14 protein-coding genes and 3 pseudogenes are annotated in these 20839 nt (G+C 57.1%); 1 reads left to right on the top strand and 16 read right to left on the bottom strand.

What is annotated here, in order from left to right; genetic code table 11:
* Positions 1-170: 170 nt before the first annotated feature.
* The 10 genes and pseudogenes from EOA13_RS12635 to EOA13_RS12590 all read right to left on the bottom strand — a co-directional run bounded on the left by EOA13_RS12635 (position 171) and on the right by EOA13_RS12590 (position 12723).
* Complete coding sequence (locus EOA13_RS12635; RefSeq protein ID WP_082826574.1) at positions 171-908, bottom strand: LuxR family transcriptional regulator; 738 nt, start codon at positions 906-908, stop codon at positions 171-173.
* Positions 909-1778: 870 nt separating this feature from the next.
* Positions 1779-3185: an aminotransferase gene (locus EOA13_RS12630; protein ID WP_063169303.1), complete on the bottom strand. Its 1407-nt coding sequence runs from the start codon at positions 3183-3185 to the stop codon at positions 1779-1781.
* A gap of 190 nt (positions 3186-3375) precedes the next feature.
* A pseudogene (locus tag EOA13_RS38685) lies at positions 3376-3796 on the bottom strand (transposase); the annotation flags it as partial.
* Positions 3797-4279: 483 nt separating this feature from the next.
* Complete coding sequence (locus EOA13_RS12625) at positions 4280-4786, bottom strand: TIR domain-containing protein (RefSeq protein ID WP_063169304.1); 507 nt, start codon at positions 4784-4786, stop codon at positions 4280-4282.
* A gap of 9 nt (positions 4787-4795) precedes the next feature.
* Positions 4796-5656, bottom strand: a complete 861-nt coding sequence (locus tag EOA13_RS12620) for a DUF4231 domain-containing protein (protein WP_063169305.1) — start codon at positions 5654-5656, stop codon at positions 4796-4798.
* A 1402-nt stretch (positions 5657-7058) separates the two neighbouring features.
* Entirely contained in the window at positions 7059-7556 is a 498-nt protein-coding gene (locus EOA13_RS12610; RefSeq protein ID WP_063169306.1) for an Lrp/AsnC family transcriptional regulator, read from the bottom strand.
* Positions 7557-8049: 493 nt separating this feature from the next.
* A complete protein-coding gene (locus tag EOA13_RS12605) occupies positions 8050-9573 on the bottom strand; it encodes a fumarate hydratase (protein ID WP_063169307.1) in 1524 nt (507 codons plus the stop codon).
* A 27-nt stretch (positions 9574-9600) separates the two neighbouring features.
* Complete coding sequence (locus EOA13_RS12600) at positions 9601-11034, bottom strand: NAD-dependent succinate-semialdehyde dehydrogenase (protein ID WP_063170369.1); 1434 nt, start codon at positions 11032-11034, stop codon at positions 9601-9603.
* A gap of 193 nt (positions 11035-11227) precedes the next feature.
* Entirely contained in the window at positions 11228-12154 is a 927-nt protein-coding gene (locus EOA13_RS12595; RefSeq protein WP_063169308.1) for a LysR family transcriptional regulator, read from the bottom strand.
* Between the two features lie 167 nt (positions 12155-12321).
* The gene (locus tag EOA13_RS12590) at positions 12322-12723 is read right to left on the bottom strand and encodes a hypothetical protein (RefSeq protein WP_063169309.1); all 402 of its coding nucleotides are present in this window, start codon (positions 12721-12723) and stop codon (positions 12322-12324) included.
* A 1485-nt stretch (positions 12724-14208) separates the two neighbouring features.
* On the opposite strand from EOA13_RS12590, the gene EOA13_RS12585 reads away from it, so the two are divergent.
* Entirely contained in the window at positions 14209-14556 is a 348-nt protein-coding gene (locus EOA13_RS12585; RefSeq protein ID WP_063169310.1) for a transposase, read from the top strand.
* Between the two features lie 48 nt (positions 14557-14604).
* Here the strand turns inward: EOA13_RS12585 and EOA13_RS38680 are convergent.
* From EOA13_RS38680 to EOA13_RS12555, 6 genes and pseudogenes are all read right to left on the bottom strand, one after another.
* Positions 14605-14741: pseudogene (locus EOA13_RS38680) on the bottom strand (IS3 family transposase); the annotation flags it as partial.
* Between the two features lie 958 nt (positions 14742-15699).
* Positions 15700-15824 (bottom strand): annotated as a pseudogene (locus EOA13_RS12575) (integrase core domain-containing protein); the annotation flags it as partial.
* Positions 15825-15848: 24 nt separating this feature from the next.
* Complete coding sequence (locus tag EOA13_RS12570) at positions 15849-16751, bottom strand: CoA ester lyase (RefSeq protein WP_210326668.1); 903 nt, start codon at positions 16749-16751, stop codon at positions 15849-15851.
* Between the two features lie 133 nt (positions 16752-16884).
* Positions 16885-18036, bottom strand: coding sequence for a CaiB/BaiF CoA-transferase family protein (locus EOA13_RS12565; RefSeq protein ID WP_063169312.1), 1152 nt, complete (start codon positions 18034-18036; stop codon positions 16885-16887).
* Between the two features lie 11 nt (positions 18037-18047).
* Positions 18048-19301, bottom strand: coding sequence for a methylaspartate ammonia-lyase (locus tag EOA13_RS12560; RefSeq protein WP_063170371.1), 1254 nt, complete (start codon positions 19299-19301; stop codon positions 18048-18050).
* A 453-nt stretch (positions 19302-19754) separates the two neighbouring features.
* Entirely contained in the window at positions 19755-20750 is a 996-nt protein-coding gene (locus EOA13_RS12555) for a succinylglutamate desuccinylase/aspartoacylase family protein (RefSeq protein WP_063169313.1), read from the bottom strand.
* Positions 20751-20839: the final 89 nt, after the last annotated feature.

The raw sequence follows: 20839 nt of genomic DNA, 5'->3' as shown, positions 1-20839 counted from the left end.
CAGCGACGACACACCCGCTCGAGCACCCATAGACTATGATCACCGGCGCGGACTGGAAGAATACGGCTGCATCGCCCGAGCCGGCGGAACAGAAGATCTCGGCATCCAGTCAACGCTCGATACAAAGCGCGCGATCGAATGGCCCGAGCACAAGGGGATCAAAAAGCTTCTCAGACAATTGAGGACCCTTCGGACCCCAAAAGGGCTATAGCCTGATTTTGGGTTCGCACGCCTAGCTTCTTCTTGGCATTGTCCAAATGAAAAGCGATCGTGCGTGGCTTGATACCCAAGATGCGGCCGGTCACCCAGGCTGAATTACCCCGCGCTGCCCACCTCAGGCACTCATATTCGCGGGATGTCAGCGAAACCCCATCCACTGTTCGATCGCTCGGCAATTTGCGGCGAACGCAACGATGAAAGCAGGCCGCCATCAGTTGAAGAGCTTGTTCGTACCGCTCAGCGACCCGAAGAAATACTGGACGAGGCTCATCGGCGGCAAAAGTAACCGCAGCGATGCGGCCGCGGAGATCGACAATTGGGATCGTCAAACCGCAGCAGATGCTGAATTGAGCCGCCTCATCGAATAGCTGCTGTTGAGCCGGCGACATTTTATCGCCTCCCAAATTCGATCCCCAGTGAAACGGGCAGCCGCCATTTCGAGCACGCAAGACCACAGGATCGAGTTTCTCATACTGATTTTCCAGATACTGTCTGGTCCAGCGGGGTGGATAGTTTGAAATTAACCTCGGTTTGCCGGAAGGCCGTGCTGGCAAGGAGAGGTAGGCAAAGAAGATTAGGTCAAGTCGTCCGGCCGCCTCAGCCATGGCATCCCGGAAATCTGCCTCATCGATACTCTGTGACAGTCTTTCAAGGAATGTCTCGAAAACAAGTGGCATGTGCCTCGTCATCGTCGCGCTCGATTCTTCCTCTTTCTGCACGCCTTCCGGCTGCGTCGTGTATGTCCCGACAAACGTGATTGAATTCGCGGGCGTCGCTGGGCTGACCGGGCTCCAGAATGCTGCCACACTTTCGATCTTCGTCGGTCATCCCAATCATGCTGGGCTCACCCGATGGGCGTCTGGCAGACGCCTCATGATCTCAACAGCTCAATCAGAGAATCTCCATGCATTAAATCATGACCGCCCCTGCACCGACCAAATCAGGAGAAATCATCCTGCGCTGACCAAAAGCCATCATTGACCCCAGCTTTTGCAGGAATTTGGGTCGGCATTAGCATAACAATTCGGATAGCCGCTCATCCCCCACCCGGGGCGCCGTGATCCGCAAAGAAGTGTTGCGATGCTTTCTTTTCTTTGATAGGCAAATCGTCTCAACAATATTAAAATGCCTTTCCTTGTGAACGGGGTGGCGTGTGAGTATCGTCCTTCTATATACCTGACGTGATAAAATTCACCGCAATGATTATGGCCCGCTGCAATGATGTAAAGGGCACGTCTAAGCTCAATCTGCATCGGAACGTGCAGATGACCTTTACCAGACCCTCGATCCCGCACGGGCCATAATGATACTGATTACGTGGGTCAAAAAGGGCGCCCTGCCGGCGGGGAGGTACACCCGCAGGGCGCGCCGCACAGAGGTCCTGGTCGTTGGGCAACAGGACAGCGGCGGCAGAACTGATTCGGTTACAAATCGTGACTGAAATAGCCCGGAGCATGCTCAAGATCAGATATCTGGAATTCAACAGTTTTGGGTCTGCTCGGCGCAGTAGCGCGCAGGGACATGCCTGCCTCCGGACTCGCTCCTTCGCGATCGCAAAATCATACGGCACCCTCGGCCTTCAGCGCGCGATAGGTGGTATCGACCGACTTTACCGTCGCGTCGACAATGATGTCGATCTCTTTTCGGGTAATGATCAGGGGGGGGGCATAACCGAGGATGTCGCCATGCGGCATGGCCCGTCCGATGACACCATTCTCAAACAGAGCAGCTGCAGTGCGCACCCCGACCTGAAGGTCGGGTTCGAATGGTATCCTTTGTTTTGGGTCCCGCATCATCTCTACGGCCGACAGGATACCCACTCCGCGAACTTCACCAACGATGGGATGTCCCGCCAGCTCGGCCTTCATCCGGTCTTGCCAATACGGTCCAACATCGCGGACATGCTCCAGAATATTTTTTTCTTTAAGCAGTCGAATATTGGCGAGCGCGGCTGCGGCACAAAGCGTGTGCCCCGAATATGTCCAGCCGTGGCCGAGTGCGCCGTGCTTCTCAGTTCCTTGTTCCAAAACCGACCAGACACGGTCGCCAATGATTGACCCGGAGATGGGGAGGTAGGCGGAACTCAAACCCTTTGCGATGGTCACGAAATCCGGACGCATGTTATACAGGTGGGAACCGAACTTCTCGCCGGTTCGCGCGAAGCCACAGACCACTTCATCCGCGATTAGAAGGATATCGTATTTGTCGAGCACCGCTTGAATGGACGTCCAGTACCCTTTGGGGGGCGGCACAATACCTCCTGTCCCAAGTACCGGCTCTCCGATAAAAGCTGCAACCGTTTCCGGTCCTTCGGCCAGGATCAAGGCTTCAAGCTCATCGGCACAGCGCCGGGAGAACGCTTCCTCGCTCTCCTCGACACGCGCCTGGCGGTAATAGTGCGGCGTGGTTGTATGGCGCACCAAATCCAGAGGCAGGTCGAAGAAATTGTGAAAGAAGGGAAGGCCAGTTAGGCTACCCGTGACCAATCCAGACCCGTGATAGCCGCGATTTCGCGAGATGATCTTTTTCTTTTCGGGCCGGCCAAGAATGTTATTATAGTACCAGACCAGCTTGATGTTGGTTTCGTTGGCATCGGAACCGGAGAGGCCGAAATAGACCCTTCGCATGTTCTGACCGAAATACTCGACCACGGCCTCTGCCAACAGGGCGACCGGCTCCGTACCTTGGCTGGCATAGACGTGCGCGAACGGCAATTCGTGTGCTTGCCTGGCAATGGCCTCGGCGATCTCCGTGCATCCATATCCCATGTTGACGCAGTAGAGTCCTCCGAAACCGTCGAGGCTCCTTCGGCCTTCGGTGTCCCAGATATAGACGCCTTCCGCACCGGCCATAATCCTATTTGGCGTTTCGCCTCGGCTGTGCTTGGCCAGATGCGTAGAAGGATGGAAGACGAAGCTTCTATCCTTCTCCCGGAGTTGCTCGGTTCCCAGATTGCTCAAGCGCATGTCCCTCTCCTCGCGATAAATTGGCGGAGGGCACTCGGCCAGCCACCTGTTTAGCAAATAGCATACCGGAAACGTCCCTTGAGTTTCTCGGGAATGCAGGTTATTCGCCGTGAAATTCGCGGGATCGGCCCGAATTGCCGTGAAAACTAAGGCGTCACCTTCGCCTTAGCCGAGGGTCGGGGGCGCGTCCTGCAAACACGAACAGCTTACGACGCGCATGCGCCCAGCATAGTGCCCGATTAGCGGGCGATATTGACGGATGAATAGCGCTCGGGACGCTGTTCCCGCCGGCCGCGCGAGGCACGATAGAGCGCCGGCGGCCATGTTCCGCCGAACTGCCGGTCATCCCTTACATTCTGACGGTCCGGATCGGTCTTGCCCTTCCCAAGGGTGGTAATGAGGTGATCAGGGGCAAAGCACATTCGCCTCGATCAGCAGGCAGCGGGTTCCGTGCCGCGGCACAGGCTCCAACCTGGTTGGCCAGCGCTGAGAGGCTGAGGTCGTGCCCTCGCGCATATTGATAGCTTTGGCGGTGCGGCGGCTGGTGCTCGGCAGACTTCTCGAAGGAGCATAGCCAGAAGGTTCGGCCCGGCAAAGACGCGCGGCGAGAGCTCCTTGCCATTGACATCTTGATTCGCAGCCGACCAGCGCCGCCAAGTTCTATCGTCAGCGTGTTGCCTTTCTTGCGATCGCAAATTCGTGGTTGCTGCGCAGGGCGAGCCGAGCTGCGGCTCGCAGGAGGGGGCGAGCCGACAGAATTGCGCGGCCTGAAAAGCTGCCTCCATCAATGCTGGCCGCTCGTGCAGTCTCGAAACGCTGGATCAAGCCTCAAACATCGAACAGCCGCTCCTTTTCCTCGCGAAACCAGCGCCCTCGCGCGACATGATCTTGTCTGACGATCCGACGCTTCGAGCGGGGCTCCTCTAATAGGTTGCACATGACCTGCAGCTTTCAGCCAAACTCAGCAAATCGGACGTCGTGCTCTTCTTATCATCGCTCGGCAAGCTCGGAACACGCTGGCGGACGTTGCTAAGGCTAGTCGCCGCCAGCGGATGGCGAGGATGTTTGGGCGGCTAAGTGCTTTTAGGTGGCGATTATAAGCCGAGATCGCGATAGGTGCTTTCGCCATAGCTCCTGGCGCCATCGCCACGCTGAGCGTTTGAAAGCCGATGAAATTCGCTCGGCCAATTGGCTAGCGCGTGCTTGATGGCCTTCATCTTGAACGGCACGTGCACAACACATTTGTCCCTGATGATAGGCGGACAGCTCACATCTTGTTGCCGCGAGCCGTTAAGGTTTGCTGCGATTATCGGCAGACCTAGATCAAGAGCCAATTCCATTTCCCAGCGCACGAAGCGAAAAAGGTTTTTCGTCTTCTCACCGATCAGGACAAGTACCTGGCTCGATCCATTCATTCTGTTGCGAAGATTGCGTTTAACATAATCTTCGTCCTGTGCTCGGCTCGTCATATTGTCCAGATCGTGAGCGTTCGCGAATTCAAAACTCACATTCTCGCTGGCGTTCCACCCTTTCATAAAGCGGTATGCCCAAGCGTCTTCATCGCCGTCAAATATTACATAGGTCGGATCGCTGTATGCCATTGTTGTCTCTTAGTTGTTTTGACGAGCAACCCACTGGGTGTGCTCCCGTGAGAAAGCCAGTTCGGCTTCGTTCACCGCGGCGGAGAATGCCTCATCCGAGTTGGCGTCCGTAATAAGGTCGGCAGTCAAGCCGATCTCGTGAGCTGTCAACGTGTAAGCCGATGCCAATTCGTTAAATTTCTTGATCTGGGTCCACCCAATAAGGGAGGCGGCGATGACAATTAGCGGCTCGGTCGGCCAGCCTGGCATCGCGGGGTCAGCGATGCGTACTACGATGAACGAGAATCCCAGAGCGTATGCAAAAATACCAAGGCCCATCCAGACTTTCGCGGACCTCTTGTTCGAGCGCGCCTTCTTCTCGTACCACTTCCGTTGGTCGCAGATTCGTCTCTGCAGATATAGGTCTTTTCTTTCTTTTAGCGGGGAGTCCCTTATCGACATCATCTGGTCGGTTGTTTGGGGGGATGCTGAATCGGTGCCGCTCAACGCGCTACCAAGGTGACGATTGCTATCAAGGATACCTTCCATGAGCTTTCGAAAATCAGCTCTGGCGTCAGCGGCGCGCGCGTCATCGAACGGCTGTGCTCGCATCGCGAAGCGCCAAGTCAATGTCTTCACCGACTCTGCCAGAGCTCGAGCCTGATACCAGACCTGCTCGGGCTTTGTGACCGACCGGAAAATGAGGACTCCCATTGAGCAAAGAAATACCGCAGCATAGACACCGAAATAGGCTTTTGATGGCGACAAGTCCAAAGAGAGCACCGACGCTAAAAAAAGAAGAACGTACTCTGCCCGGATCAGGCGCAGAAACGTCGCCTGCTGCTCGTTGGATGCCACGTCGGCGCTATTATAGAGTCCAGGATATTTCATTTTTGAAGCACACCAGTCTATTTTGTGGCGGTAAATTCTTTAAGCCAGGATTTGGCAAACGTGAGGTTAGCAGTCGAGCTTACAGAGCCTATTCTTGAGCGAGGCGCGGTCCCTCTGTTCATAAACAGGAATGCAGGTCCTGTCCCATCAATGTAAGGGTATAGGCCCAAAAATTCTTGCCCGGAGAATGTTTCCGAAGAATTTTTTGCCACGGGCAGAACCGCTACCGCGGTCCGAAACCCATCGAAAAAGCCAAGCTCCCAAGGCATCCATCTGGATCCTGGAGAATTGTTTGAATGCACATAGATTAGCGTCTTTGACTGCCTCATACGGGTCCGCAGCAACTCGGCGGTGGCCGAGGAGACTTTTGTGCGGTCCAGTTGTGAATCTTCGACCCAATCTACGTAAGCAGTGAACCCAAGCTCCTCGAAAATTCGCTTCACACCGAGAACGATCTCTGCGTCCTTGAAAGAATGTGACAGAAAAACGTCGAATGACGATCTGGCTGTAGCTGCGGCCGTCTCTTCCTTTAGAACGATCGATGCGGCTCTATGTCCTCGACTGGCATTCGCAACTCTTTTCAGCTCTGCCTCGGTCAGTAGCACTATTCAAATCCCCCCATGATCTGTTCGCAATCTATGAACTTGACGCCCATTCGATTAAGCGACCCTTGTCTTGTGAAAACTGGCACCATGCTCTCCAGCCGGTAGCGCAACCTCCACCTTCTCAAAGACCACGTCGGGTGGCAGGAGTGACCGGCCTTGTCACCCACCTACGCGATCCCGGCACAGCCATGCTCCTCGCTTAGAAGGCTGCGGAGACCAGCAATGTCAAACAGGACAGACGATCTCCTAATCTCGAACAGCAACGAACTTAGGACGTAAAAACGCGATCTCCGAATGTCCGCAGGCGTCGAGGGCCGGGTTGGTCGCCAAGGCCGAGCGGGCCAGCTTGCACTCCCGCTACCCGTCGGCTTGCCAAACCCTCGCTGTAGATTTCGCCCCCTACACGGATGCGCTGACCGCGACTAAGCTCAATCGCCACTGATCGCCAATCCAGGGCGAAAGTTCCCCCCTTGAAGTAGCGGTAGAGGCATTTTTCGGCACTTCGCATCTTAGATATGGACGCCTCCTCAACCAGGCACGATCCGGTTTGGCTTCTCGCCGTAACCGTGCTGGGCAAGTGCGTCCGATGGCTGCTTCGATCCTCTCCTGGAATAGATCGGTTCCAGATTGCTCAAGCGCATCGTCCTTGCTCGCGATCAACTGGCGGATAGCGCTCGGCCACCTTTTTCCAGCAATTAGTATACCGCAAATGTCCCTTGAGTTTCGTCGGAATGGGTGCCTTTTGCCGACGAATCTACGGGATCCGTGCCAAACGCCGTTGAAACTTAGCTTTTGGGTTACCGTTGCCTCAGGGCGGACAAAGGTATCGGTGAATTGGACTTCACTGGTTTCGTGACGACAAGGCTATAGTATTGATCAATCCCCAAGCCTGCCTGCAGCAGTCCCTCCATGAAATCCTGATAGGCGGCCATAGAACGAGATGCGACCCGCATCAGATAATCCACGCGCCCCCCAATTGCCCAGCAGTCCAGGATTTCCGGAATGTCTTGGATAGCAGTTTCGAAGTGTCGTTGGTCCTCAAGACGATGACGATCCAGCACGACCTCCACCATCACAAAGATCATGCCGCCGATGAGGGCAGGACTCAGCCGCGCATAAAATCCCTCAATAATCCCCGCGGCCTTGAGTGCTCGGAGCCGCTCCGAACAGGCGGACGCCGAAAGATGAACTCGTTTTGCAAGCTCACTTTTTGAAATCCGACCGTCTGCCTGAATTTCGGAGAGGATCCGCAGGTCCCAACTGTCGAGTTGCACGGGATCGGGTTTCGACTTCATAACCTATGCTCTCAGCGATGACATCGCGTTGTGTGCCGATCAATTCTATCATCAATTGAAACGAGCGAATGTAGCAGTGGAAGGCATCCGTTCCAGGCCCGAGATGTGCCAGAATGGGGTACGAAAATCAGCTGAGGGTGAGCGATCCGCTGAGAAAAGCTGCAGAAGTAATTTGGCTATCGCCCCAACGCCCAACGGGGCAATGGTGCAGCTGGAGAGAATAGTCGGCGGCGGCGGAGACCATGATAAATAGATAACCGATTTTCTTGAATCTCGCTGCCGTACTTGATAGACGCGCGACTGCATTCGACCCTCGATCGCATGGACGGCATACTCAATGCAGTATTCACTCGCACATTCAACTATTAGGGTGAATTGAAGGCCTTGCTTGGCCGGCTCGCCGAGGCGCAGGGCACCGCAAATGCCGCTCGTCTTATGGCTTGCCCGATAATTTGGCGCTCGGGTCTGGCCGAAATCGCCCAACCGGAAAGACTCAAACACCGATGTTGCGTGCGATGCTGTCGGCTGCCATACGCTTACGCCACTCAAGAGGCCCGGAATTGTGAATGGAGTTTCCCTCAACATCGACAGCCATGACGACGGGCATGTCCTGCACATCGAATTCATAGATGGCTTCCATGCCCAGGTCTTCAAAGGCGACAATCCGCGCCGCCTTAATCGACTTTGAAATCAGGTACGCAGCGCCACCCACTGCAGCAAGGTATGGCGTTCTGTGTCTTACAATCGACGCGATGGCCGCCGGTCCCCTCTCCGCTTTGCCCACCATCGCGAAAAGGCCGGTTTCGGCGAGCACCTTGTCCGTAAAATCGTCCAAGCGGCTGGAGGTTGTTGGACCGGCGGGTCCAACGACTTCATTCCTCACTGCCCGGACGGGACCGACGTAGTAGATCACGCGGCCCCTCAGATCGACTGGGAGCGGCTTGCCGGCATCAATCAGTTCGACCATTCGTTTGTGGGCAGCGTCACGGCCCGTCAGCATCTTTCCAGAAAGCAGGAGCGTTTCACCGCAGCGCCACGATGCCGTCTCTTCCTTCGTAAGCGTATCTAAATTGACCCGCCGGACGCCGGCTGGGTTCAATTCGTCGGCTCCGATGTCGGGCCATTCGCGCAAATCGGGCGGCTGGAGGCTGATGGGTCCAGAGCCGTCCAAAGTAAACTTCAGGTGCCGGTTGGCGGCGCATTGCGGGATGAGCGCCACAGGCTTGGACGCTGCATGAGTAGGATAGGTCGCAACCTTGACGTCAACGACTGTCGTCAGACCACCAAGGCCTTGGGCGCCGATACCAAGCGCGTTGATCCGCTCATAAAGCTCAATCCGCAGCCCCTCTTCTGCGCTTGACGCCCCCCTTGCGATCAGTTCCGCCATATCTATGGGCTCGTTCATGGCCTCCTTGGCCAGCAGCATCGCCTTTTCAGCGCTACCACCGATGCCGACAGAGATCAGTCCAGGTGGACACCACCCGCTGCCAAGGGTCGAAACGGTATTGACCACCCAGTCGGAAACGGAGGCGGTGGGATTGAGGGTGGTAAAACGTGCCTTGTTCTCCGACCCGCCGCCTTTCGCGGCGATGGTGATCTCAATCTGGTTACCTTGCACCAGGTCGACATGGACAACTGCCGGTGTGTTGTCGCGGGTGTTGACCCGTCTAGCGAGGGGATCCGCAACGATCGATGCCCGAAGGGGATTGTCCGGATCGAGATAGGCTTGACGTACGCCCTCATTCACAAGATCCGCGAAACTGGCTGTTGACTTAATGCGGGCATCCATGCCGACCTTTGCGAAGACAACCACAAGTCCGGTGTCCTGACAAATCGGGCGCCGCCCAAAGGCCGCCATGCGGGAGTTCAGCAGAATCTGACCTATGGCATTCTTCGCCGACGGGCTCTGTTCTCGCGTGTATGCGTGAGAAAGAGACCGGATATAATCTGGAGGATGATAGTACGAGATGTACTGAAGGGCGTCGGCGACGCTCCTTGTGATGTCGCTACCGGCCATGGTCCGTGTTCTGTTTCCCACCGGATTTTATCCAAATGAACCGAGGCCATTGACCATTTTCAGAATCTGGAAGCTTCGCACCCCCTGCTCGCCGCCTTCATATCCATAGCCGCTTTGTTTGACTCCTCCATAAGGGGCATCAGCGGAAACCCCTTTCAGGTAATTCACACTAACAGCGCCCGCAGAAAGACCGCCCACAAGCCTCTGTTGCGTATCGGCCGCGCCAGTAAACAAGTAGGCGGCCAGACCGTACTCCGTGGCGTTGGCTTCATCGATCGCCTCTTCGATCGTATCGAAAGGAGCCACGGTGAGAATTGGTCCGAACGGCTCTTCATGAAGCACTCTCGCTTCCTTCGGTACGCCAGTCAGGATGGTTGGCGGCCAGTAAAACCCCGGTCGGTCAAGGGGGATGCCACCGGTCTCGATTTGGGCGCCGCCCTCTACCGCATCTTTGGTCAGGCGTTGCATGGCCTCGATTCGCCGCGCGTTTGCCATGGGACCCATCTGCGTTGCAGGGTCATCCGGTGGACCGATCCTGATTTTTCGGACCGCCTCCGTCATCCGGAACAGGAATTCCTCATAGCGGGATCGGGCGACAAGAATCCTGCTGGGCGCATTACAACTCTGGCCCGCGCACTCGAATTTGTATTCCGAAATAGCCGGTATCGCCGTTGCCAGGTCGGCATCTTCGCACACAATAACCGGGGAATGTCCACCGAGCTCAAGGATGCAGCGCTGCAGATTATTCGCGGCCAGTGTGGCCAGCTGTTTCCCAACAGCGGTCGACCCCGTGAACGTCAAGACTTTGACAATTGGCGAACTGAGCAGATGCCGTGATATATGCACAGGAACACCGAACACCAGGTTGACCACGCCTTCCGGTATCCCTGCTTGACGCAAAGATTCCACGACATGGACAGCCACGCTTGGCGTCTCTTCGGCCCCTTTGAGGATCACCGGGCAGCCTGCCGCCAGCGCGGGGGCGAGCTTGCGGGCGATGAGAACGGCTGGATAGTTCCACGGCGTAAAGGCAGCGACGACACCGAGGGCCTCCGGGACGATCATCCTGTTCGGACCCAACGGAATCGGGGTCGACAACTCATCGGCATGCCGGCCATTCCATTCCAGCGTTTCGACTGCGCGCGCGTACTCTCCTGTTGCTTCGGCAATCGTCTTTCCCTGTTCGGACGACAGGTCCCTGGCTGCGGCGCCAGCTTTCTCAGCCAGATTGCTGGCGGCAGAGACGAGGATCTCGCCACGCTCTTTGGCGGGGCGTGAGGACCACGCCTTGCGGCTGCGTTCTGCCGAAGCAAGAGCTTCATCCAAGTCTGGAACCGTAGCCGAGGCCACTGAGGCAAATACCTTCTCCGTCGCCGGGTTGATCACCGGCAAAGTGGCTCGGCTACCACCGGCTCGCCATTTGCCATTAATGAAGAGCTCGTAGCTCCTGGCGTGGGACATCGCGGGCTCCACTTGTGATTCTGGCCATGCGAGCGCCGTTTCAATTTTCGAAGCCGCTGAGCTCGCTTGAGCCAGTTTCATCGCGATGGTCGCAGCGGGTCAAATATCGATTAGTGCCTAAATCCATCTGGAATCCAGATCGATCTGTTCCGACAGGAAGGAAGTCATGCCGTTGTTTACAGATCGATGGTTCTCAGGTCGCGTCAGGAGCCGATGCTACCCAGCCCCGGCTCTCAATCAATTCTCTGGCGACCTTCGGAATGAGCTTGCGGACCGCAGAAACGGCCGCAGAACGCTCATCTTTGGGATTTACAGCAAGCACCACGGAGCGGGTAATTACCGGATCGACTATCTTGACCGTCCGGACCAGCCCTTGAGAGGCTTCTTTCTGAACGGCAGACGGGGCGAGAATAGAATGCGCTTTTCCCTCTACGACCATGTTGATGATCGTTGAGAGCGAGTCCACTTCAAACTTGACGTCCATCGCGCAACCGTGTTGTGCGACGACATCAGCCACCGAACGCCTGACATTGTTGTTGCGCATGGGAACCGCCAGGGGGAATGCATGCAGGTCGGCCAGAGATATCGCATCTTCAAACGGTGGCTCGCCGGACGGAACCACCAGACAAAGGTCTTCGCGCGCTAGCACAGTCATTCGCCCCACACTGTCCGCAGTGCGGTACAGAACCGCCAGATTGAAGCGTCCAGCCGCCATCCATTCCTCTAGCGGTCCCGTCATACCCTCGACCATCTTGAGGGACACCTTGGGCAGTTCGTGTCTTACCGTCTCAAGCAGCGGACCGCTCAGGACGCGAGCAGCTCCAGACGGAATGCCAATAGTCACCTCCCCGGCGGGGGAAGCGGCTGTGTTGGTCAATTCCACCTCGGTAATTCGAATTTCTTTGAGAATCGCCCGCGCCCGCTCCAGGAGTTTGGCTCCTGACGCCGTCACGCTCACGCCGGTCCTGTCGCGTATCAGCAGCTGAGTGCCGAAGCCTTCCTCCAATTGGCGCACATGCAGACTCAGCGCACTCTGGGCGACATTCAGAAAGCCAGCGGCCTTCGTGAAACTGCCTGCTTCGACCACGCCAACAAAGTATCTTAACTGCCTGATTTCCACGGGTACTCTTCCGAGGGCGGACTGCAATGATGTAATCTATCTCGAAATGTGATGGCGCGACAGCAATAATTGCAGAGCGACATGACGCCTAACTGTCGTGTCATCTCAGTGTGGTTTGACCAAAACCGTAACCTATGTGTCCAGAATGGACCCAACCCGCCGAGGCTTCAACCGGCCAACTCGGCGCCCTGATCCATGGAGATGATTTCTCGGACCCTTCGAATAACCGGTAGATCGACCATCTTCCCGTCCAATGTGAACGCGCCTTTGCCTTGCGCCGTCGCATCTTTTTCGCCGCGAGGACACGACGGGTCCCTCGAGTTCTTGTGCGCTTGGTGAAAAGCCCCATCGATGTTTAAATGGATCGCCTGCGGCCCCACGAAGTTATCATTGTCTAAGAATCGCCGATGCTTCCTATCGAGCCGAGACTGCCGCATGGGGAACAGAACGGAAAGGTTCGGCGTCAAAAGCAGGTCGAGTTCTGGGGCACCGCCAACAGCTGCACTGAAGTCTTCAGTACCAAGCGCCATTGCAACCAGCGGCGCTAACAAGATGGGAAAGGAGGTCATTGCTATTGCCGCTGGCGGACTTCGGCCGGCCACCCCATTTCCTCTTCCGAGAGGTGAATTGTCCAACCAACCCTGCTGACTAATGACGAGCATGATCGTATCGTCAACGTGTCACAGAATTGCTTGCAAGCTCACGGCCTCAGCTGGGCCAACGAACATTGAACTCCGTGGACGAAGCCTGGACCCGTCGTCATCCAAGTCAATCCGCGCCTCGATGAGGGGACAGATCCTCAATTGGTTCAGCTGGCTTGCAGTATTGCACCTAGCAGTCACGGCGAGGACTGGGATTTGCGAAGAAGGCATTCTCGCAGTGCGGCCGTACGGTACCTCATTCCTGGCACACTGGATTAGATCGCTGGCGACATTAAGATCAGGTGTGACCGAGGTGAAATTTTATGTCGAAAACCTGAAGGCAGGGCGTCAGGCAGGGCGATTACAGAGATCCTATCGGACATGTCATCGCAGTTTCATCCACCATTGCTCGACCGAGGCGACACTCATCGTCCCATCAACCTAATCCATTGGTCGATCACGCCGTTCACGACCCTTGGCGAAGAAGGAATCAGCAGCCCCTAGGCTCAATTGGAAAGCGGGGCGGGGTCCATACGTATCTTCGTTTCCGGGCACCTCATGCTAATGAAGCCGCGACAACAGGTTGGTTATGCACCCAGGTGCTGGCCAATCCGGCTTGACTGGAAAGTTTCATACCCAGGCCTGGCACAGGCGAGCGTGATGCCGCTCTCGCTATGTTGGACCGCAGACGCCGCGACGGCGCATCGACTGGCGCTGGCGAAGCCTAGGACGCGCCAGTCAAGGACCTGCAAAGAGCAAGATCACGCCGCGCGTTGCCTTCAACGCCCATTTGAGCAGAAAGCAACAAGCCTCGCGTATAGCGATCGATGACCGCACGAAGCGCCATCCGGGCTATGATCTCAGTCAGCACTGCCCTAAGGGGTCAGAGGAGGGTTCGGTCAGTCAAGACCTCAGACGGCATGGCCAAGGTCAAGCTGCGAGGATGTGCCACCGCGGGCGCGGCATAACTTGGCGGGCTACAATTTGGTTCGCTTGCCCAGGCTGCTGGCAGCGCCGGTAGTCGGCCGCGCCGGACTGGCACCTACGTCTGGTCCATGAACGGTTGCTTTAGCAAAACCGAAGTCCTCGCCAAAACTCTTCGCCGACGTGCGACGACCGCGCCGGTGCTCGTTCCGGGGTCGGCAAGACGAAGACAGGCCTACTCTGGATTTATGCCCGCGATGACTGATTAGGGAGGGAGCGGACCGCCGGGCGTCTTATGTCTATGCGCCGGACCGAAAAGGCCCAGCGTGCGATCGCTCATCTCGCAGGCTCTCTACCGGAACTTGCAGGTCGACGGCTATAGCGGGCCATCGCTTGCTGGCCGACGAAAAGCGGCTTCACGCTCGCCTTCTGCCATGCCGCGCCCGATCGAGGCGCTAAGAAGGATCCGCGAACTCTAAAAGATCGAGGATGACATCCGTAGCCGAGGCCAACGAGGCCTTGCTGCACGCAGGCAAAAAGTGCTCAACCATCACGGCACTGGACCCAGGGCGGCTAGAGAAGCTCGGCCAAATCAGTCAGAAGACCAAGCTCACAGCGGCGATCCCCTACACGCTCTCGCGCTGGGAAGCGCCTCTCGCGCATCCTGGACGAGGCCATATCAAGATCGACAGCAACGTGGTCGAACGCTCAATCATACGCAACTCTTTTTGCAGCTCCGGCGGTGGCGCTGAGCACTGGTCAGTCATCGTGTCGCTGGGTGATCGCCGGGATTGGCCGGATAGCCTGAAGCTAAGGCCGTCGAGCCAGACCCTCTGACCTGCCACTGAACTTTCAACCAGTGGCGATTAGCCTCGGCCGTTTCTGTTATGGCGCGGTTTGAGCAACGGGCGGAGGCGCGAAGCCTTCATTGAGTGCAGCGTCGGAGCCGGTTGCGGCGAGGGTTCCGGCGAAGACCGCCGGGGTCAAATAGCGAGCGAGGAATGCGGCCTCACGGTGTTGAACAACACCAGGAAAGAACACCCACAGGACCGAGGAACGCAAGTTTCTTTATCCGTGGCATCCTTGGGCCGGGCGTTGTGTTCACGTTCATGAGGTGATCGAGAACGCCGACCGGGAGGTTTTCCGCTGCAGTCTCTCCCGCCACGCCTCCGATCGGTGGCTGGAAGTTCCGGCCTGGATGTTTGATCGCGGTCTGCACCGCGTGGCGCATTGCCCTGCCCCACATATCGATCCCAGAACGCTTGGCGTCTTGGTGACACTGCTGCAGGACCCGACGGCCAATTCCCACACCCCATCGCAATTGGAGGATTCGGGCGCAGCATCGGGTCCTCACGAAGCGAACCGGGGAGAGGTCCATACCGCGCCAGCCTACGACATATCAGTTCGATCTTCTCCAACCCGCACGACGCGCAGACCGCGCAGATGCCGCCATTCGCTCGCGCAGCCGCCGTAAGGCGCGAGATGCTGGCGCTGATTCCGGGTGCACACGAAGGCTACGTCGGCTGGGAAAGGCGGAAGCGATCCGCAAGATGGTGAGCGACCACGTGCCCACGAGCCGGCATCACGGGGCGCCCAAGCATGGCGACGCTCTGCTCGCCGACCTTGTCCGCTGCCGGCGCTGCGGCCGCGAGCTGACGGTCCGCTACACGGGAACCAAGCACAACATTCCGCGCTATTCCTGCTGGCGTGGTCTGCTTGACAATGGCGAGCCGCGTTGCATCGCCTTCGGTGGACTCGCGTCGATCGAAGGCGTTCATCCTCTGCCGGACGGTCCATGGGTCTTCAGCCGATCAACGCTTGACGAACCGGCGGCTCAGCGCATCGTTCATCGCGCGCGGCAAAACCCAAAATACCCCATGGGATCGCATCCAGATCAGCAAAACCTATTCACTCAAATGACATAGACAGATGAGTGTTATGAACAGGATTTAGGTCCTGCCTCCATTCGGCAGTGGCACTGCGGGCGTGGTCGAGGCCGAAGAACAGGCCATCGTTCAACAGCTCGTCTCGCATTCGGCCGTTGAGGGAATCGCGTAGCCATTTTGCATCGGCTTGCCCGGCGCGGTGTAGTGCCATTCGCTCCTGTTCAGCCGCTGATAACAGGCCAGTCAGTTGTTGCCCACAAGAATCAGGATCTCGTGGGCGCGCCGCACCACTGGCGGATCTATCATTTTGCCATTCAACGAGAATGCGGACAGTCCACGCGTGGCGGCATCATTTGCCGCCGCGACAACTTTATGGGCCCACTCGAGCTCCTGGGCGCTTGGCGAGAAAGCCTCATTGAATATGGCCACCTGTGTCGGATGGATCGCCAAAGCTCCGGCAAAGCCAAGCCGCCGCGCCCGCACCGCGGCCTCACGAAGTTTATGCGTGTCCGAGAACTCGCCGATGCTTCCTATGAAGCCCAGCGGGAGCAAGCCGGCCGCGCGGGCGGCAAACAGAACAGAAAGGTTCGGCGTCAAAAGAAGGTCGAATCCTGGGGCGCCGCCAACAGCGGCGCTGAAGTCTTCAGGGCCAAGCGCCATTGCGACCATCCTTGGATGCGCCGACGCAATGGCCGCAAGCCTTTGCAAGGCGCCCGGGGTCTCAATCTGGGCAAGGAACCGGATGCCTCCCTGCGGAAGATTTCTTTCACGTTCTAGTTCCGAAACCGCATTCGCGATCTCTATAACCCACTCTGCCGAATCCGTCTTCGGAAGAACCAGTGCGTCAACACCCGCCATCACGGCTGCATCGAGATCGGCCGCCAAGGCGCGCAGACCATGATTCACGCGGACCAAAACAGATGCGCCTTTCCGGCCCACCTCTGCCACGCATTCAGGAAGCTGCTGCCGTGACTCTCCTTTCCGATCCTGGGGCACGGAATCCTCCAGGTCGAGAATGACGCCATCTGCGCCCCGCTCATGGGCCGTCTCTACAAAGCGCGGAACGTGAACAGGAACGAAGAGCAGGGATCTCCAGCGCGGTACAGACATCGCGCCTTCAACGGCCGCAAAGGTGTCCTTGATCATGGAGACGCCTTTGCGGCCGATTTTAGCGCGGGCGCTGCCAGTGAGCTTTCTAGGCGGCCGGTGCGCTGAAATGATCCGAGGTACACAGGCATTTTGTAAACCGCGAGCAGTCTCACCTTACTGAAACGCGCGCTCACGCTGACGCGGCTCTTTCGCGCAAAAGCGCCCGCACCTCCTCGCGGACAGCCTCGGTATGAGAGCCAAGAGCCGGGACTGGGCGAAGCGAGGGGAGCTCCGAGTTGAAAATCGCCGCCGGCGCTATCGTCTCGACGGCTCCATCGGGTGTTCCAACCTGCACCCTGCGAATGTGTGGATGCTTTGAAACATCCACCACTTCGTTCAGTCGGCCATATGCCAGGCCGGCCGCCTCGAGCTCCTGCATCGCATCGTGGCAGGATAGTTCAAAAAACCGCTGTTCAATGATCTCATCAAGTTGCGCACGATGAGCGAGGCGCTCCATATTGTCAGCAAAACCAGGTGCGCGTGTGAGCCCGGACTGCTTCAGGAATTTCTCGCAGAAATTCACCCATTCGCGGTCATTCTGAACCGAAAAGATGACCTCTTTGCCGTCGGCACAGCGATAGGCACCATACGGCGCGAGCGACGGGTGTTTCACGCCTGCGCGTACCGTCTGGTAGCCGCTGTAATCATTTTGCAAAACCGGCACGTTCATCCAGTCGGCGACGGCATCAAACAGTGACACCTGGATGCTGGTCCCTTCGCCGGTGACCTCGCGGTGGTACAGTGCCTGAAGAATGGCGCTGTGCGCTGTCATGCCCGCCGAGATATCGCAAACCGAGACCCCTACACGCGCAGGCCCCTGTTGGTTGCCGGTGATAGCGCATAGACCTGTTTCGGCCTGGACGATCAGATCGTAGGCCTTCAAATGGGAATACGGCCCTGACTCCCCGAAACCAGAAATGTCGCAGGTGATCAGCCGCGGATATCGTCGACGCAGATCAGCGGACGCGAACCCCAGTTTTTCTATGCTGCCCGGCTTTAGATTCTGGATGAAGACATCAGCACTGGCAATGAGCGTGTCGAGGACGGCGCGATCCGCCTCCAACCTCAGGTCTAGACAGACCGACTCCTTACCCCGGTTGAGCCAGACGAAGTACGCGCTCTGCCCCCGCACCAGCTTGTCGTAGTTTCGGGCAAAGTCCCCTTCGGGCCTTTCGACCTTGATCACCCGGGCGCCTGCGTCAGCAAGGCGAGACGATGCGTAGGGAGCTGCAACGGCCTGTTCGACCGCCACAACCGTGATGTCCTTGAGACTGTTTAGCATCAGGGCGCTTCCTACGCGGCTTTCAGGTTTTGTGCCCGACGCCGATCAAGCATGGCGAGCAACCGATTTTGTTCGTTGCCTACAATGGAAAGACCTTCGTCGATGCCCATGCCAGGCTTCGCGAGCATCATGTCCGCCTGTGTTGCCACCGAAATGTGAACCGTCGCTCGCGCGGAGAGATCCGTCTCGCTGCAGCTGCCTCCCACATAGGCGTCCACGTTGTTCTCTTTGCACAGAAGCACCGCACGGGCGCTGTCGGCGATCGAGCCCACGTCCGGCGTCTTGATCTGCACGAGATGGGTCGCCTTAGCCTCCGCAAACAGACGCACATCCTCTAAGGTGTTGCAGCGTTCATCGACAACGATGCGCGCACGTGACGCGCGCGCATTCAGAATGCCGACGATCTGCCCGTAATTTTCGACCTGCGCCGGCGTAGACCCGAAGTCGGCTGGCGATTCGATATTCACCGTGAACTCCGGAACCGCGTCAGCAACCTTACTGATGAAGTCGGCGATGCGCTGGACGTCGAGCCCGATCTCCATACCGATCCAGCCGTACACATCGAAATGCAGCACCGGAGAATAGTCTGGTTGGCCGATTTGCTTGACGCGGTGCGCCACCCATTTGACGAAATCCAGAAAGGTTTCTCCCCCAACGCCGAATTTGCTACGCGAGTTGATGAGGCCATGCGGGATCACATCCACCCCCTTCAGGATCATTTTATCGACATTGATTTCGCGCGCATCACCGCTCTGGCAATAAATTGGGACACGACGATGCGGCATGGATAGGCAAAATTCCGAACAAACCACCTCCGCCATGGTACGACGCGCAGCATGGGCAGCAGCGCTTAAAAGGGCTTGGCTGACCCCATATTCGATGCATAGTGGGAGTCGTTTCCCAGTATGGAGATCGAAGACACTGGAGCAGGCTGTCAAAAAGCTGGACGCATCAATGTTTAAGAGCCGCGGGACAACAACACGTGACGTGAGATCCATGATGGCTCCGACGTCAAACAGGGGGTCACGCCCGCCAGCCCCTGAGTATTGCACTCCCATCATATCGCCCCAGGCGACCATATCGTCTTCCAGGACAAGCCCGACGCTTAAGCAAGCTGCCGGAACACGGATATCACGGAAGCCGGGCGTCAATGGCTCGCCGACGTAAACAAAACCGTCCTGGCCAACCCCTGCCCTAATGGCAGCTTGATCGTCATAAAAGAAGGCGCCGTTGCCGGGCGTGAGAATGACGTCTTTGATCTGCACTGAATTATACTCGAGTTTGGCCAAGCTATGAGCTGCGGCCGGATTTGCGCGCTCTGTCCTAAGTTATGCCCCGTTCGGAATCGGTTTTGCCAATATAAAGCCCCGAACGTGCCCATCTCGTTTTAAGATACGATAAAGTTGTTTTACGGGCGTCAGCGGGGACGGCACCGTCCGCCTCCCCTCTTGGTCGCGGTGCGCCGGATCGTCGCCCCTGCTTCCATAACAGAAGCTAGGCGATCAATCCGTCCGGCCAGCTCCCATCTCGGACCGCCACTTTCAACCATGGTTAGTATAAACCAAGCGATCAAGGATCAAGCAATCTTTTTGGCATGATTTTGGAAGACAGGATCAGCCGCTGATCGATCCGAGGAGCTGGCCTATAAGCTCCAGTCGAGGCCAGTGCCTTCATACCGGAGTTACTACAGCTGGCCAAGGCGCGGCTAATCTGTACCTCTAGTTATGCAGCGGCCGCGCAAGGATGGCTACCCCTTCATTGCGGTCGACATGCGCGCCCGATCCTATGGCTAGGACGATTGATGGCCCAGGCGCTCGGATGTCAATGGACGGAGCGGAAACAGAATCCATAGAGTGTAGGATACCTATAAGATCTCCCGACCTCACTTCATCCAACACAGAGCAGCGAGGTTCGAAGATACCCTGCGCGGGCGATTTCAACTCGTCTGATATCAGCGTCTCAAGGGTCTGACTGGACCTTTTGTTACGGAAAGACACGTCCTCGACTTTTCCTTCGACGAGTCCAAGCATAACGAGCGCGTTGCGAACTCCAGCTTCATAAATCGCTAGAGCTTCTGCGCTAACCGTACCACCGCCGAATTCCGCGCAAACGAATACCTTCCCTAGGCTATGTGCCCAACTGTCGAACATCCCAGCCGTGTCGTCATGTTGCCAGAGCAATGTTACGGGCAGCTTAAATGCCGCTGCCATTGCGAGCGTCTTAGCCATGAGATCCGCATCAGCAATTGGATGCGTGATGACCGCCGGGGGAAAATCCCACGTTGGGCCGAAGCTGTGCAGATCGAAAACGATGTCGGCATTTGGCAACAATACGCGTGAAACCGCATCCGCGATTCGTTCCGTAACAGACCCGTCGGCACGGCCCGGAAACACGCGGTTCAGATTCAAACCATCAAGCGGAGTATTGCGGCTCCATGCTTGAACTGCCAATGGATTAAGCACTGGCAGCACGATGATCCTACCACTGGTTTGCGCTTGTGGCAGCCACTCGATAAGCCGCCGCGCGACTAATGGCCCCTCCATTTCATTGCCATGATTCCCACCGGTGATAAGAAGGCGCGGTCCATCGCCCTTATTAAGACTAAAAACCGGAAGCGAGAACTCTTCATGGTCGGCGCCTCCCGGCACAACGAGGTGTCCTCTGCTCACGCCATGCGCATCGAGATCAAACGTAAGATGTGGTGCTTCGTTCATTGCTTAACCTATTGCGGGTGATCTGGCGACTTTGACCGGGCATATGGTCTTGTACACGGCTATTTTTTTCGCCTGGAACTATGCACACG

Source organism: Mesorhizobium sp. M7A.F.Ca.US.011.01.1.1, from assembly GCF_003998295.1.
Taxonomy (GTDB): Bacteria; Pseudomonadota; Alphaproteobacteria; order Rhizobiales; family Rhizobiaceae; genus Mesorhizobium.
The sequence above is the reverse complement of the archived record's forward strand: the minus strand, read 5'-3'. Positions and strand labels throughout refer to the sequence as shown.